At 62.6% G+C, this 14,282-nt stretch carries 14 protein-coding genes; 7 read left to right on the plus strand and 7 right to left on the minus strand.

The annotated features are described in order from the left end of the window. Positions 1-28: 28 nt before the first annotated feature. The 3 genes from LB515_RS06935 to LB515_RS06945 are packed head-to-tail and all read right to left on the minus strand — an operon-like array spanning position 29 to position 2,812. A complete protein-coding gene (locus LB515_RS06935) occupies positions 29-796 on the minus strand; it encodes a metallophosphoesterase (protein ID WP_224707211.1) in 768 nt (255 codons plus the stop codon). A gap of 60 nt (positions 797-856) precedes the next feature. Beyond that, a complete protein-coding gene (locus LB515_RS06940) occupies positions 857-1,993 on the minus strand; it encodes an alpha-hydroxy acid oxidase (protein WP_095769967.1) in 1,137 nt (378 codons plus the stop codon). A gap of 15 nt (positions 1,994-2,008) precedes the next feature. Beyond that, positions 2,009-2,812, minus strand: a complete 804-nt coding sequence (locus tag LB515_RS06945) for an FCD domain-containing protein (protein ID WP_095769968.1) — start codon at positions 2,810-2,812, stop codon at positions 2,009-2,011. 209 nt (positions 2,813-3,021) lie between these two features. Here LB515_RS06945 and LB515_RS06950 point away from each other — a divergent pair, with 209 nt between their 5' ends. The 6 genes from LB515_RS06950 to LB515_RS06975 all read left to right on the plus strand — a co-directional run bounded on the left by LB515_RS06950 (position 3,022) and on the right by LB515_RS06975 (position 10,495). Further along, entirely contained in the window at positions 3,022-4,344 is a 1,323-nt protein-coding gene (locus tag LB515_RS06950; RefSeq protein WP_224544227.1) for a DUF3422 family protein, read from the plus strand. A 161-nt stretch (positions 4,345-4,505) separates the two neighbouring features. Further along, positions 4,506-6,002 carry an FAD-linked oxidase C-terminal domain-containing protein gene (locus LB515_RS06955; protein ID WP_224707212.1) on the plus strand — a complete coding sequence of 499 codons (1,497 nt, stop codon included), beginning with the start codon at positions 4,506-4,508 and terminating at the stop codon, positions 6,000-6,002. Positions 6,003-6,275: 273 nt separating this feature from the next. Next, entirely contained in the window at positions 6,276-7,478 is a 1,203-nt protein-coding gene (locus tag LB515_RS06960) for an FAD-binding protein (RefSeq protein ID WP_224707213.1), read from the plus strand. Positions 7,479-7,527: 49 nt separating this feature from the next. Next, positions 7,528-8,199: a response regulator gene (locus tag LB515_RS06965; RefSeq protein WP_224707214.1), complete on the plus strand. Its 672-nt coding sequence runs from the start codon at positions 7,528-7,530 to the stop codon at positions 8,197-8,199. A gap of 7 nt (positions 8,200-8,206) precedes the next feature. After that, on the plus strand, positions 8,207-9,532 hold the full coding sequence (glcF, locus tag LB515_RS06970) for a glycolate oxidase subunit GlcF (RefSeq protein ID WP_224707216.1): 1,326 nt from the start codon (positions 8,207-8,209) through the stop codon (positions 9,530-9,532). A gap of 189 nt (positions 9,533-9,721) precedes the next feature. Continuing rightward, positions 9,722-10,495 carry a hypothetical protein gene (locus tag LB515_RS06975; RefSeq protein ID WP_224707217.1) on the plus strand — a complete coding sequence of 258 codons (774 nt, stop codon included), beginning with the start codon at positions 9,722-9,724 and terminating at the stop codon, positions 10,493-10,495. A gap of 39 nt (positions 10,496-10,534) precedes the next feature. On the opposite strand, the gene LB515_RS06980 is transcribed toward LB515_RS06975, so the two are convergent. After that, positions 10,535-11,455: a bifunctional 5,10-methylenetetrahydrofolate dehydrogenase/5,10-methenyltetrahydrofolate cyclohydrolase gene (locus LB515_RS06980; protein ID WP_224707219.1), complete on the minus strand. Its 921-nt coding sequence runs from the start codon at positions 11,453-11,455 to the stop codon at positions 10,535-10,537. Positions 11,456-11,815: 360 nt separating this feature from the next. Further along, the gene (locus LB515_RS06985; protein ID WP_224707220.1) at positions 11,816-12,556 is read right to left on the minus strand and encodes a L,D-transpeptidase; all 741 of its coding nucleotides are present in this window, start codon (positions 12,554-12,556) and stop codon (positions 11,816-11,818) included. Between the two features lie 213 nt (positions 12,557-12,769). Between LB515_RS06985 and LB515_RS06990 the strand changes: the two genes are divergently transcribed. Next, on the plus strand, positions 12,770-13,408 hold the full coding sequence (locus LB515_RS06990) for a DNA-3-methyladenine glycosylase I (RefSeq protein ID WP_224707221.1): 639 nt from the start codon (positions 12,770-12,772) through the stop codon (positions 13,406-13,408). 205 nt (positions 13,409-13,613) lie between these two features. Here LB515_RS06990 and LB515_RS06995 read toward each other — a convergent pair whose 3' ends face one another. Then, positions 13,614-13,997: a hypothetical protein gene (locus tag LB515_RS06995; RefSeq protein ID WP_140839422.1), complete on the minus strand. Its 384-nt coding sequence runs from the start codon at positions 13,995-13,997 to the stop codon at positions 13,614-13,616. Positions 13,998-14,024: 27 nt separating this feature from the next. Beyond that, a complete protein-coding gene (locus LB515_RS07000) occupies positions 14,025-14,261 on the minus strand; it encodes a hypothetical protein (protein ID WP_224707222.1) in 237 nt (78 codons plus the stop codon). Positions 14,262-14,282: the final 21 nt, after the last annotated feature.

The following is a 14,282-nucleotide window of genomic DNA, read 5'->3' on the forward strand; positions in this document are numbered from 1 at the left end:
CGCAAGCAGGCCTGCGCCGGGATCGCGCCTAAAACGCTTTCCCCTGCATGGCGAGGATGCGTTTGTCGCCGCCATTGACGGCCAGCGCGCTTAGCGTTCCGGATTTCCAGGCGAGCGTGTCGACATTGACGCGGTTGGCCTTCACCTCGGCTTCCGGGACGGGCGTGTGCCCGTGCACGATCACCTTGGAAAAAAGCCCTGGATGGTCATGGAAGGCGTCACGGATCCAGATCAGATCCTGCTGGTTCTGACGGTCGAGCGGCACACCCGGTCTTATCCCGGCGTGGCAGAAGAAGAAGTCGCCGAAGGTCGCCGAAAGCGTCAGCGATTGCAGGAAATCGATATGGCTGTGCGGCACCGCTTTCACCAGGGCCATATGTCCCCGGGCGATGGCTTGCGCCTTGCCGTACCAGTGGCCGTCGCCAAGAAGATCGACGCCATAGGACTGCGCCGTCTGCACGCCGCCGTAATTCACGAACAGGCCGTCCGGCTCTGCCTCGGCCAGGAATTCGAGCATGCCGATGTCGTGGTTGCCGGCGAGCATGATGTTGCGCGGATCGCGCTTGCGCGTCTCGATCAGAAAATCGATGACGCTTCTGGAATCCGGTCCGCGGTCGACATAGTCGCCGAGATGAATGATGCGCCAGTCCGACCCGGGCGCATATTCCAGTTCGCTCTCGATGTGGCGATGCATGGCGGCGAGCAGGTCGTGGCGTCCGTGCACGTCGCCGATCGCATAGAGACGCATGCCGTCCGGACCGCGCGCGTCGAGATAGTGGATGCCGGTCTCAGTCAAGGCGTACGTCTTTCCCGTGTGGTTCACCACGGGAAACTAGGGCGGATCGGTGAATAAGGCCTAGCGCCGCAGCTGGTCCTTGCCCATGTCGGTTACCAAACGCTTACCGCACAGCGCCAGCGTGATGTCCATTTCCTTGCGGATGATTTCGAGCGCCTTGGTGACGCCATCCTTGCCCATCGCACCGAGGCCGTAGAGGAAGGGTCGGCCGATATAGGTGCCCTTGGCGCCGAGGCAGAGCGCCTTGAGCACGTCCTGGCCGGAGCGGATGCCGCCATCCATATGGACTTCGATCCTGTCGCCGACCGCATCGGCGATTTCTTCCAGCACCGAGATCGAGGACGGTGCGCCGTCGAGCTGCCGTCCGCCGTGATTGGAGACCACGATCGCATCGGCGCCAGTCTCAGCCGCCATCAGCGCGTCCTCCTTGTCGAGGATGCCTTTCAGGATGAGCTTGCCGCCCCAACGGTCCTTGATCCAGGCGACGTCCTTCCACGACAGATGCGGATCGAACTGCTCGTTCGTCCAGGACGACAGCGAAGAGACGTCGCCGACACCCTTGGCGTGGCCGACGATGTTGCGGAAGGTGCGGCGCTTGGTACCCGCGATCCCCAGGCACCAGCGCGGCTTCAGCGCAAGGTCGACGATGTTGGCGAGCGTCATCTTGGGTGGCGCCGAGAGACCGTTGCGCACATCCTTGTGGCGCTGACCCAGGACCTGCAGATCGAGCGTCAGCACCAGCGCCGAGCATTTCGCCGCCTTGGCCCTGTCGATCAGATTAAGCACGAAGTCCTTGTCGCGCAGCACATAGAGCTGGAACCAGAACGGCTTTTTGGTCACCGAGGCGACATCTTCGATCGAGCAGATGCTCATTGTGGACAGGGTGAACGGCACCCCGAACGCTTCTGCCGCCTGCGCCGCCAGCATCTCGCCGTCGGCATGCTGCATGCCGGTCAGCCCGGTCGGCGCGAGCGCCACCGGCATCGCTACCTTCTCGCCGACCATGGTCGATTCCAGCGAACGGTTGCTCATGTCGACCAGCACGCGCTGGCGGAACTTTATCTTGCCGAAATCCTCTTCGTTGGCCCGGTAGGTGCTCTCCGTCCAGGCGCCGGAATCGGCATAGTCGAAGAACATCTTCGGCACCTTGCGGCGTGCCAGGTCCTTGAGGTCGGCGATGGTGAGGATTTCGCTCATGGTTGTCCCCGCTGCTTAGGAGCGTTTTCGTGTGGGTTCGATGTCACCGGCGTCCGAGCGCTGTCTGAGGCGCAGCCTGGATACGCGCTGCCAGTCGCCACTGCGCTCGGCTTCAGCCATCGAGCGCTCGACATAGGTGATGTGGTCCATCGCAGCCTTGCGCGCCGCGATTGGGTCTGCCGCTTTGATCGCGGCGTGGATCGCCCTGTGCTGCTCGAGCAGCGCCTCGCGCGCGCCGGGCACGCCGAACACCAGAAGCCTGTTCTGGAACACGCCTTCCGACAGCAGCCGGTAGCAGGAACGCAGCGTGTGCAAAAGGATGATGTTGTGCGCGCATTCGCAGACGGCGTGGTGGAACTCGACGTCGATTTCCGCCTCATCGTCGAAATCGCCGGTCCGGTGCGCCTCGTCCATGCGTGCCATGATGCGGTCGAGCAGGGCGAGGTCCTCCGGCGTGGCGCGGCGCGCCGCGTATTCGGCCGCCACAGCCTCGATCTCGCGCCGGTATTCCAGATAGTCGGTCACCGCCTTGCGGTGCGTGGAAATGAGATCGGTCACCGGCTTGGTGAAGAGCTGGCCGATGACGTCGGCGACATGCGTGCCGCCGCCGGCCTTGGTCGTCAGCAGCCCGCGGCCTTCCAGCGCCTTCAGCGCGTCGCGCAGGATCGGCCGCGACACGTCGAACTGGCGCGCCAGCTCGCGCTCGCCGGGCAACCGGTCGCCGGTGCGCAGCACGCCTTCGAGGATCAGGCTCTCGATCTGCTGCACCACCTCGTCGGCGGTGCGCGAATGCTCGATCCTGGAGAAGATGTCGCTCAACGGAAGGGTGCCTGGGACGCGGAACGGATGTGGTGCAGATTAAAGCCTCTGTCGCCAACTGGTCAAATTATTTATCCAATTCGCCCAGCCCGTCGCATTGCCGGCCGCGTGCTAACCGGCCTGGACGGAGATATTTGCTGTTTACGCGTCCCGCCGATTGCCGCAAGACGGCAGGGTTTGCACGAAGGTCGAAACCAGGGGGACCAACCGTGTCCGACGAGATGTCCAGTCTCGAATTCCAACCGCGCGCCCAAGGCAGCGTGATGGGCTTTCCGGCGCATGAGGGACGGCCCGGCGCGCTGGGCGAGGTCCATGCCCGCCCGCACCCGCTGATCGAGAAACCGCGCGTGCTCGTCCAGCTCTCCTTCATGACCGAGGGCGGCACCGCGGTCGATCATGCCGTGCTGTCGGAACTGTCGCGGCGGCTGGGCATCGCCGCGCCCGAGCGCAATGCCCGCCACCATGCGATGAAATGGGGCAAGGGCACGCTGCGCTGGGAGCGCCATACGGAATTCTCGACCTATCTCTGGGAAGGGCCGCTGGCCGAGAACGGCCGGGGGCAAGAGGATTCGCCCTTCGGCAATGGCTTCTCGCCGCCCGGCACCGTGATTTCCGGCATCCGTCTGGAAATCCGCAAATGGACGCAGGCGAGCGAAAGGCTGATCGCCGGCTTCGACCCGACCAGCCTGTGCTATTCGCTGGTCGAGCGGGGCGCTGCCGCCATCGTCACCGATTTCCGCCAGGACGGCGACGGACTGACCCGCATGCTGGTGCTCGATCGCGGCCTGACGCCGGCCAGCACCGGCGCCCTGTCGCAGCGGCTGATCGACATCGAGACCTATCGGACGTTGGCCATGCTTGGCCTGCCGATGGCATTGACGCTGTCAGGCCGCGCCCGTCGCATCGAGGACCGCCTGGCGCAGACCACACTGGAAATGAAGGCGGTCGAGACCCGCGACAGCCAGACCTTGCTCGCCGACCTCACCGAGCTCGCCGCCGAGCTCGAGGCCGACGCCGCGTCCAGCCTCTATCGCTTCGGCGCCAGCCGCGCCTATGACGGCATCGTCACCGCGAGGCTGGAAGCGCTGGATGAAGAGCCGGTGCAAGGCTACGACACCTGGGCGGGCTTTCTCTTGCGACGCATGGCGCCCGCCATGCGCACCTGCCGCTCGGTCGAGGAGCGCCAGGCCAACCTGTCGCGAAAACTCACCCGCGCCACGACGCTGCTGCGCACCTGGGTGGATGTCGATGTGGAGAAGCAGAACCGTGACCTGCTGGCCTCGATGAACAACCGCGCCCGGCTGCAACTACGTCTGCAGCAGACCGTCGAAGGCCTGTCGGTCGCCGCCGTGTCCTATTATGTCGTCGGCCTCATCGGCTATGTGGCCAAGGGCGCCTCGGTCTTCGGTCACGCTTTCGCGCCCGAAGTGGTCACCGCGGCCTCCGTGCCGGTCGCCATCCTGCTCGTCTGGTGGGGCGTGCGCCGCGTGCGGAAAATGCATTCCGAGCCGGCGAAGCATCCGGGCGAGTAGCGGACAACCATCTTCACGCGCGGGTCTGTCCGCAGCGGCAGATTGCCGCTGCGGAAGCTTGGCGTCACGCTCGCCGCCGAATGCAAGCAAAGCAGCATTTGCAACAAAACTGTCGGGCTGGTAAAAGATTTTGACCAGTCAAGAGCGGATGAGGCTGCCCGATGTCCGGCTTAGCCATGCCCAAGCCAGATGCCGAAACGATGCGCCGGCGCGCCGAGATCGTCGCCGACATGCGCATCATCGTGCCGGGCGAGGGCGTCGTCGACGCGGCCAATGAAATGCGCGCCTTCGAGAGCGACGGCCTGACCGCCTACCGGCAGCTGCCGCTGGTCGTGGTGTTGCCGCAAACGGTCGCCCAGGTCTCGCGCGTGCTGAAATACTGCAACGAGCACAACATCCGCGTAGTGCCGCGTGGCTCCGGCACCTCGCTGTCCGGCGGCGCGCTGCCGCTTGAGGATGCGGTGCTGCTGGTGATGAGCCGCTTCAACCGCATTCTTCAAATCGACTATCCTAACCGCGTTGTCGTGGCCCAACCGGGCGTCACCAATCTCGGCATCACCACCGCCGTCGAGCAGGAGGGCTTTTATTACGCCCCCGATCCATCCTCCCAGATCGCCTGCTCGATCGGCGGCAATGTCGCCGAGAATTCCGGCGGTGTGCACTGCCTGAAATACGGGCTCACCGCCAACAATATGCTGGGCATCGAGATGGTGCTGATGAACGGCGAGGTGGTGCGCCTCGGCGGCAGCCATCTTGATCAGGAAGGCTATGATCTGCTCGGCGTCATGACCGGTTCCGAGGGCCTGCTCGGCGTCGTCACCGAGGTGACGGTGCGCATCCTGAAGAAGCCGGAGACGGCGCGCGCACTCTTGATCGGCTTCCCGACCAGCGAACAGGGCGGCCAGTGCGTCGCCGACATCATCGGTGCCGGCATCATCCCCGGCGGCATGGAGATGATGGACCGTCCGGCGATCCACGCGGCCGAGGATTTTGTCCAGGCCGGCTATCCGCTCGATGTCGAGGCGCTGCTCATCGTCGAGCTCGACGGGCCGAGTGTCGAGGTCGACCACCTGATCGGCCTCGTCGAGGCGATCGCCTACAGGAACGGCTCGACCACCTGCCGCATCTCGCAGTCCGAGCAGGAGCGGTTGAGCTTCTGGGCCGGCCGAAAGGCGGCCTTTCCGGCGGTCGGCCGTATCTCGCCGGATTATTACTGCATGGACGGCACCATCCCGCGCAAGGAACTGCCGCGCGTGCTCGCCGGCATGCGTGATCTCTCCGAGAAATACGGCCTCGGCGTCGCCAATGTCTTCCACGCCGGCGATGGCAATCTGCACCCGTTGATCCTCTACGACGCCAATGTGCCGGGCGAGCTGGACAAGGCCGAAAGCTTCGGCGCCGACATCCTGCGCCTCTGCGTCGAGGTCGGCGGCGTCCTGACCGGCGAGCACGGCGTCGGCGTCGAGAAGCGCGACCTGATGCCGGAAATGTTCAACCAGGTCGACCTCGACCAGCAGATGCGGGTGAAATGCGCCTTCGACCCCAACCACCTGCTCAACCCGGGAAAAGTGTTTCCGCAGCTGCGGCGCTGCGCGGAGCTTGGGAGGATGCATGTGCATCGGGGGCAGGTCGCGTTTCCGGATATTCCGAGGTTTTGATGGGGGCTAATTTCGCATGACGGCGTTCCTTCGCCCCCCTCTCTGTCCTGCCGGACATCTCCCCCTCAAGGGGGGAGATCAGCTGTCATCGCGGCCTTCGCCAACCTTCGACGTCGCAAGTGAGGCGCGGCCCCAGAAGCTGCCAATCTCCCCCCTAGAGGGGGAGATGTCCGGCAGGACAGAGGGGGGCGCGAAGGAACTCGGCCTATCTCGGGCTGCGCCGGAGCCACCTCTCTCCCGCGTTGCGGAGGCGAGGAACCAGGTCCACGCACCATGACCACCTTCACCCCCTCCACACTCACCGAAACCCTCTCCACCATCCAATGGGCAGCCGCCGAGGAAACGCCGCTCGAAATCCTCGGCCATGGCTCGAAGCGCGGCATCGGTCGCCCATTGCAGACCGAGCATACGCTCGACTTGTCGCACCTCATCGGCGTAACCCTCTACGAACCGGCCGAACTCGTGCTCTCAGCCCGTGCCGGCACGCCACTCGCCGAGATCGAAAAATTGCTTGCCGAAAACGGCCAGCAATTCGCCTTCGAGCCGATGGACTATGGCCCTCTGCTCGGCGGTGAACCAGGCAAGGGCACGATCGGCGGCGTGTTGGCTTCGAACCTGTCCGGCCCGCGCCGCCTCAAGGCAGGTGCGGCGCGCGACCACATCCTTGGCGTCGCCGCCGTGTCCGGCCGTGGCGAAGCCTTCAAGTCCGGCGGGCGCGTGGTCAAGAACGTCACCGGCTACGACCTCTCCAAGCTGATGGCCAACAGCTGGGGCACGCTCGCCGTGCTGACCGACGTCACCTTCAAGGTCCTGCCGGCCGCGGAAACCGAGGTGACCTTGGCCATTCGTGGCCTGCTCGACGATGCCGCCGTGGCCGCCATGGCGCTGGCACTTGGCTCCAGCGCCGAAGTGTCGAGCGCCGCACATCTGCCGGAGCGGATCGCCGCGAAGGTCGCCGGCGGCAAGCACGGCAGCGACGCCGCGACGCTGTTGCGCGTCGAAGGTTTTGGCCCTTCGGTCGTCTATCGGATCGAAGCGCTGAAGCAGCTGCTCGGCAAGGCCGGGCCGCTGGAAGAGATCGCCGGCGAGGCCTCGAAAACCATCTGGCGCGACATTCGCGACTGCGTGCCTTTCGCCGATGGCGGCACGCGACCGGTTTGGCGTGTCTCGATGGCGCCGTCTGAGGCGCACCACATGGTGATGGCGCTGCGCATGCAGGCGGCGGTCGATGCCTTCTATGACTGGCAGGGCGGTCTGGTGTGGCTGTCGATGCGCGAGGACGATCCGGAGGCTGATTTGCTGCGCGGCTTGATCCGCAAACATGGCGGCGGCCACGCGACGCTGGTGCGCGCCTCGCCCTCGCATCGCGCCGCGCTGCCGGTGTTCGAACCGCAGCCGCCGCATCTGGCGGCGCTCTCGGCGCGGCTCAAGGCCGAGTTCGACCCGAAGAACATCCTAAATCCAGGAAGAACTTGAAAATTACAACTCCAGGCTTACAGTGAATGTCCTTGGGGAGGAATTCAGGATGTTAAATTTATTGTCGCAGCATGAGTTCTGGACAGCTATTACCAGTTTGGCTTGGCCAGTTATTGCCTTATTTGCTCTATATAAATTTTTGCCGACAATAGATGGATTGCTTAAAAGAGATTCTGTAAGTGTTAAAATTGCTGGGTTTGAATTGAATTCGCAGCAAGTTGTCGACGACATAAGGAAAAGTATATCAGATATACAGAAGAGAATCTTAGAGATAGAAGGTAATGGTGATTTAGACAACAGGACTATATTTGAAAGAAATGAAAACATAGAGTTTTATGCAAGCCAAGAAATATCAAAGACATTGCTGTGGGTTGATGATTTTCCTTCAAATAACGCTTTTTTGATTGATGAATTTAGGAAAGGAGGTGTGGATGTGGTTCTTTCCTTGAGCACTGATGACGCGGTTAAGAGGCTGGAGAACGAAAGTTTTTTTGCGATAATAACGGACCTTGGTAGAAAAGAGGACGGGATTGACAATCCTGGCGCTGGCCTCGACCTTATTAGGATCGTAAGAAATAGAAACATAGAGGTGCCGATTTTGGTGTTCGCGGGGCCGCGAGGCATATCAAAGAGGGCTCAACTGATTGATGCCGGTGCGGAGGTGGTGACGCAATCGGGAGTGGACGTGATCAAGTTCGTCAATAAATACGCGCGCAAATAAGAACTAAATGCAAACCTCTTTTTCTTCCATACAGCTTGCCGACCCGCATGTCGCGGAATCGGAAAAGATCCTGCGCAAATGCGTGCATTGCGGCTTCTGCACCGCCACCTGTCCGACCTATGTGACGTTGGGCAACGAGCTCGATTCGCCGCGCGGCCGCATCTACCTCATCAAGGATATGTTGGAGAACGGCCGGGCGGCCGACAAGGAGATCGTCACCCATATCGACCGCTGCCTGTCCTGCCTCGCCTGCATGACGACCTGCCCGTCAGGCGTGAACTACATGCATCTGGTCGACCATGCCCGCGCTCATATCCAGGAAACCTACAAGCGCCCGCTGCTCGACCGGCTGACGCGCGCCATACTGGCCTTCGTGCTGCCTTACCCGAACCGCTTCCGCGTCGCGCTGAAGCTCGCCGGGCTTGGCCGGCCGTTCATCGGCCTGTTGGAGAAACTACCGGCGCTGAGGCCGGTGGCGGCCATGCTGAAGCTCGCGCCATCGGCGATCCCGCCGGCATCGCCGACGGCGAAGCCGGCCACGTATGCCGGGAAAGGCACAAGGCGCGGCCGCGTCGCGATCCTCACCGGCTGCGCGCAGTCCGTGCTCGATCCGGCGATCAACGAGGCGACCATCTCTTTGCTGACCAGGGTCGGCGTCGAGGTCGTGGTGCCGGAGGGCGAGGGCTGCTGCGGCGCGCTCGTCCATCATATGGGCCGCGAGCATCAGGCCCTGACCTCGGCCAGACAGAATGTCGACGCCTGGACGCGCGCCATCGAGCAGGGCGGGCTCGACGCCATTATCATCACCGCATCCGGCTGCGGCACGACCATCAAGGATTATGGCTTCATGCTCCGCCTCGATCCCACCTATGCCGAAAAGGCGGCGCGCGTCTCGGCATTGGCCAAAGACATCACCGAATATCTCGCCGCGCTCGACCTTCCCGAGCCAGCGCGCAGGCCGGGCACGGTCGTCGCTTACCATTCGGCCTGTTCCATGCAGCACAGCCAGAAGATCACGCGTCAGCCGAAGGAGCTTCTGGCCAAGGCCGGCTTCGTCGTGCGCGAGCCGCGCGAGGGGCATCTGTGCTGCGGCTCGGCCGGCACCTACAACATCCTGCAGCCCGACATTTCGGCCAAATTGCGCGACCGCAAGGTCAAAAACATCGAAGCGACGGGCGCTTCAGTCGTCGCCACTGGCAACATCGGCTGCATCACGCAGATCGCGTCCGCGGCGAAGCTGCCGGTGGTGCATACGATCAAGCTGCTCGACTGGGCTTATGGCGGCCCGAAGCCGGAAGGCGTTGTCGAGAAGAACCTGATCGCCGGCGAATAGGGAATTCCGAGAAATACCCTTTCGGATGTCGCTCCGAGCGATAGAGCGCATCTCGATTGGTCGGGCAGGCCGTATTTATAAAGTAATAATTTACGCTGATAGTGCCTTGTTCAAGTAGCGGCTGTCCGTGACTTGATTGGTGCCATATTTATCGAGTAGTTCGCTTCTGGGGCTTGAGCAGTGATTACAATGGGCCATCGTACAGCGAGCAAGGCAGCCGCTACTGGACTCCTGCTTCTTTCTTCGCTGGTGCCAAGTGCCCACGCTGCTGAAACGGCGGAGGATGTCTACAGGCTGCCTTGCACGGAACCGGATCTCAGCGCCGAACCCGGGCATCTGACGAAGGAAGCGGAGCGAACGCGCCTAATCGACCCTGCACATCTTGTGGCGATTAACCTCGGGCCGCTGAAATTCAGAATACCGTGGGCCTATTTCTACCCCCGCCCATTCTCCACCCATCTCAATTGCAATCCGAATCGCAAATCAGTGAGCATCCAATTCTGGATACCGGACCTAAAGGCGCCGGAACGCGATCTTTGGGGGAAGCCAGAGTTTCATCCGAGCGAAACGGACAGGCCCCATCCCGGACCATACGAGTCCGTCATTGTCGTCACCGGAATACAGTATTATGGCCCTGGATATCCATTGAAAGAAAGCAGCGCCGAACAAAGAATCGAAAAGCTCCTCAGATTATACCGGAACGACGGCCTAAATCTGATCAATCAGGGTGGTTTGATGAAGATGCGGACGAAATACACGACAGAAGAAGACGGCCAGTATTATTTCAGGAGCAAAACTGATAGCCTTTTTTTGTGGTGTTTGCCAAAGTATTGTCAGGCATACCTTGATCTCATGGATCTGAATCTGACAGCGCAGTTCACGATCCGCCGAGAGGTCTTTAGAAGTTATTTGCAAGCCTCTCAAGGCATCAGAACCCTCCTCGCGCGCTGGAACGCGGAGTAGTTTGTCCGTCCACCATTGAATCGAATTTGTATCGTCGCGCTATTCCGCCGCGAGCTGGTCCGGCACGCCATAGGTCGCCCGGTAAAGCGCGCGCTGGCGGTTGAGCGCCACCATGGTGTTGCGCAACAGGATCGCGACCGTGAGCGGGCCGACGCCGCCGGGCACCGGCGTGATCCAGGAAGCCACTTCCTTGACGCTGTCGGTGTCGACGTCGCCGACAACACGGGTTTCGCCGTCGGGCCCGACCTCGGAATTGATGCCGATGTCGATGACGGCAGCGCCCGGTTTCACCATGTCGGCCTTGATCAGCCGCGGCTTGCCGACCGCGACGAACAGCGCATCGGCGCGCCGCGCATGGGCGGCCAGCGATCGCGTCATGTGGTGGCACACCGTCACCGTCGCGCCCTCGCTCATCAGCAGGAAGGCGATCGGCTTGCCGACGATCTCCGAATGGCCGACGACGACAACTTCGAGCCCCTTGAGCTCGAGGCCGGTCTCCTTGAGCAGTTCGACCGAGGCCGCCGCCGTGCAGGGCGCCAGGTCGAGCTGGTTGTAGACGATGTTGCCGATCGAGGCCGGATGCATGCCTTCGACGTCCTTCAGCGGATGCACCGCCGCCTGCAGCGTCTTGATCGGGATATGCGCCGGCACCGGCCGCTGGATGATGATGCCGGTGACGCGCGGATCGGCATTGAGGCCGTGGATCGCCGCTTCCAGCTCGCCGGCGGTGATGTCGGCGGAAAAGCGCCGCTCCTCGAAGCCTATGCCGGCAAGGGCTGCCTTGGCGCGCTGGTTGCGCACATAGACATCGACCGCTGCGGTATCGCCGACGGTGATCGAGACCAGCTTCGGCGGGAAACCTTCGGCCGTGGCGATCGCTGCGTCGTCGCGCACCGAAGCGATGATGCGCTGGGCGACCGGGCCGCCTTTCAGGTAGCGGCTGTCGTCGGTCCGGGTCATGGCTGGCACCTCTGCCTTCTGAGGCAATTCAAGGAAAGGCGCACTGCCGTCCGGAATTGCGTGACTATCAAGATTTGTGCACTGCAATAGCAGAGGAGCGCCGGGAAATCAGCCCCGGAAACGAAATGCCCTGCTTTCGGGGCGACTTGCCGCCTCATGCATCAAAAGAAAGGCTCAAAAATGAAAAGGGCAGCGCGGTTGCTCGCGCTGCCCTTTCATGACTGGCCGTATCCCCACACGGCCCGTCCCCCGTAAACCCCTTTACCGGTTAAAGCACATCCCGCATGATAGCACTATGACTTGGCTGCAACAGCATCGGACAAAAAGTGCTGCGTCGTCTAACCAACTGATTCGCTGTGACTATATCACTTCGACCGTGGTTCCGACATTGACGCGCTCGTAGAGGTCGACGACATCTTCGTTGCGCATGCGGATGCAGCCGGAAGACACCGCGCCGCCGATCGTCCAGGGCTGGTTGGTGCCGTGGATGCGGTATTCGGTGGTGCCGAGATAGAGCGCGCGCGCGCCGAGCGGGTTCTCTATGCCGCCGGCAAGATAGGTCGGCAGGTAACGGCCCTTGGCCGCCTCGCGCTTGATCATCTCCGCGGGCGGGCGCCAGTCCGGCCAGACCTTCTTGTCGGTGATCTTGTGGGTGCCCGACCATTCGAAGCCGGGCTTGCCGGTGCCGACGCCGTAGCGCCGCGCCTTGCCGTTCTTCTCGATCAGGAAGAGGAAGTTCTGGTGCGTATCGATGACGATGGTGCCGGGCTTCGCCGGCCCATCATAGGCGACTTCCTGCGGCAGGTAGACCGGATTGATCTGCGGCCGCATCACCATGCGCTTGGCCGGCTGCTGCACGGCCGCCGTCTTTTGCCGATCGGGCTGCGCCTGGAACAGGCGCTGCAGCGGCTGCTGTACCGCCTGCCGCGTCGGGCGCACGATGCCCGGCGCGTGGCCAAGCTGCAGCACCCAAGGCGCCGAAAGGTCGGGGCTTACCATCACCGGCGGCACATCGGCATAGCGGTCATTGGCAAGGGAAGTCGTGGCGCCGGCGGCAAGAATGGCCACCGCGCCGAGCAGGGAACAAAACGCTGTCTTCATGGGAACGCACCTTGATCGAACTCATCCGGGGCGGCGAGGGCGCCCTCGGTTTCGCGATCCTTGGCGCGGAGCGGCAAGCAAAACATGAATCGGAATGCGTAAAATGCCGCTTTGTCAGTAAACCTTTTGGTGTGGTTACCGGCCGGTTCAGGAATCTGGTAAAGCCACGGTAAAAGCGGCGCTGAAGCGCATTAACGAATGGATCTGCTGACGATGGCGATTGAAAATACCGGCATTCTCGATGGCCCGGACGGCAGAGCGCGCTGCTTCTGGCACGGCAATTTGCCGGACTATCTCCACTACCACGATCACGAATGGGGCCGGCCAGTGACGGACGATCGCCGGCTGTTCGAAAAGATCTGCCTCGAAGGCTTCCAATCGGGCTTGTCGTGGCTGACCATCCTGCGCAAGCGCGAGAATTTCCGCGAGGCCTTCGCCGGTTTCGACTTCGACAAGGTGGCGGCGTTCACCGACGTGGATGTCGAGCGCCTGCTCGGCAATGCCGGCATCATCCGCCACCGCGGCAAGATCGTTTCGACCATCAACAACGCCAAGCGCGCCCGCGAGATGGTCGACGAGTTCGGCTCGCTTGCCGCCTGGTTCTGGAAGTTCGAGCCGGGTCCGGGCGAGCGGCCCGAAATCGTCGACCTAGCGCATCTGCGCGCTAACCCGACGACGGCGGTGTCGGTCAGGATGTCCAAGGAATTGAAGAAGCGCGGCTGGAGCTTTGTCGGCCCGACCACGGTCTATGCTTTCATGCAGGCGATGGGCCTGGTCAACGACCATCTCGAAGGCTGCTACTGCCGGGCAGAGGTGGAGAAAGAGCGCAAGAAGCTGAAGCGGCCGAAGTAGGGGTGCTTTTGCCTTCTCCCCTTGTGGGAGAAGGTGGCCGCGAAGCGGCCGGATGAGGGGTGTTCCAGGGAATGCCAGCGTCTCACACCGCCGGAAGAGACGGCAAGATTGCCAGCGTCTCACTTCGTTGGAGCACCCCTCATCCGTCTCGGCGCTAACGCGCCGATCCACCTTCTCCCACAGGGGGAGAAGGAAAAGAGGCGCGCTACTTCTCGAACCTGCCCTTATGGCCGCTGCCGTTGATGTCCCAGACCAGACTGGAGCCGGACACCGTCAGCACCAGTCCGCTGAAGCCGCTGTCGTCGGGCGTATGATGCGTGGAGGCGGAACTGCGGCCTGCCGGGATGACCTCGACAGTCGAGCCCTTCCGCACCCAGCAGCCCTTGCCGTACTGGTCGTTGGCGCCATAGGCGAGCGCGAATTCGAAGCTGCCGTCTTTCTTCAACAGCAGTTCTGAACCGACCTCCATGACGCCGTTCAGGTAATAATGGCCGGCAAGACGGGCATCACCCGCCTGGCAGGCGTTGGCGGCAACGGGCATGCTACAGAAAAGCGCGCCGGCAAGCGCGTACGCGAATTGCAGATGCATGTTGATCCCCCGATCGTTGAGTGAAAGTCAGACGCTGCCGCCGCCGGCCAGGAACAGCCCGGCAATGATCGCCGCCACCGCCGCGAAGGCCGGATAGATCACCAGCAGACCGGTCACCAACGCGTCGCGCACGGTCGGCTTGCGCGCCTCGGCCGCGACCTCGAACGGCCCGGCCGGCTGCTGGGCCGGCTTGAGCAAAAAGCCGCCGGCAGGGCGCAGCCTGGCCGATGTGCCGCTCTCGATAATGTCGTTAGCTGTCGTCATGGCCCCGGACCCCTCGTTTCG

Origin of the sequence: Mesorhizobium sp. CA15 (assembly GCF_020165215.1) — a bacterium.
Lineage (GTDB): Bacteria > Pseudomonadota > Alphaproteobacteria > Rhizobiales > Rhizobiaceae > Mesorhizobium.

What these genes read in the sequence shown, in the direction of transcription:
- LB515_RS06955 (WP_224707212.1), top strand. Translation starts at nt 4,506, where the DNA reads ATGTCCGGCTTAGCCATGCCCAAGCCAGATGCCGAAACGATGCGCCGG.
- LB515_RS06985 (WP_224707220.1), bottom strand. Translation starts at nt 12,556, where the DNA reads ATGAAGACAGCGTTTTGTTCCCTGCTCGGCGCGGTGGCCATTCTTGCC.
- LB515_RS06960 (WP_224707213.1), top strand. Translation starts at nt 6,276, where the DNA reads ATGACCACCTTCACCCCCTCCACACTCACCGAAACCCTCTCCACCATC.
- glcF (WP_224707216.1), top strand. Translation starts at nt 8,207, where the DNA reads ATGCAAACCTCTTTTTCTTCCATACAGCTTGCCGACCCGCATGTCGCG.
- LB515_RS06965 (WP_224707214.1), top strand. Translation starts at nt 7,528, where the DNA reads ATGTTAAATTTATTGTCGCAGCATGAGTTCTGGACAGCTATTACCAGT.
- LB515_RS06975 (WP_224707217.1), top strand. Translation starts at nt 9,722, where the DNA reads ATGGGCCATCGTACAGCGAGCAAGGCAGCCGCTACTGGACTCCTGCTT.
- LB515_RS06990 (WP_224707221.1), top strand. Translation starts at nt 12,770, where the DNA reads ATGGCGATTGAAAATACCGGCATTCTCGATGGCCCGGACGGCAGAGCG.
- LB515_RS06980 (WP_224707219.1), bottom strand. Translation starts at nt 11,455, where the DNA reads ATGACCCGGACCGACGACAGCCGCTACCTGAAAGGCGGCCCGGTCGCC.
- LB515_RS07000 (WP_224707222.1), bottom strand. Translation starts at nt 14,261, where the DNA reads ATGACGACAGCTAACGACATTATCGAGAGCGGCACATCGGCCAGGCTG.
- LB515_RS06995 (WP_140839422.1), bottom strand. Translation starts at nt 13,997, where the DNA reads ATGCATCTGCAATTCGCGTACGCGCTTGCCGGCGCGCTTTTCTGTAGC.
- LB515_RS06940 (WP_095769967.1), bottom strand. Translation starts at nt 1,993, where the DNA reads ATGAGCGAAATCCTCACCATCGCCGACCTCAAGGACCTGGCACGCCGC.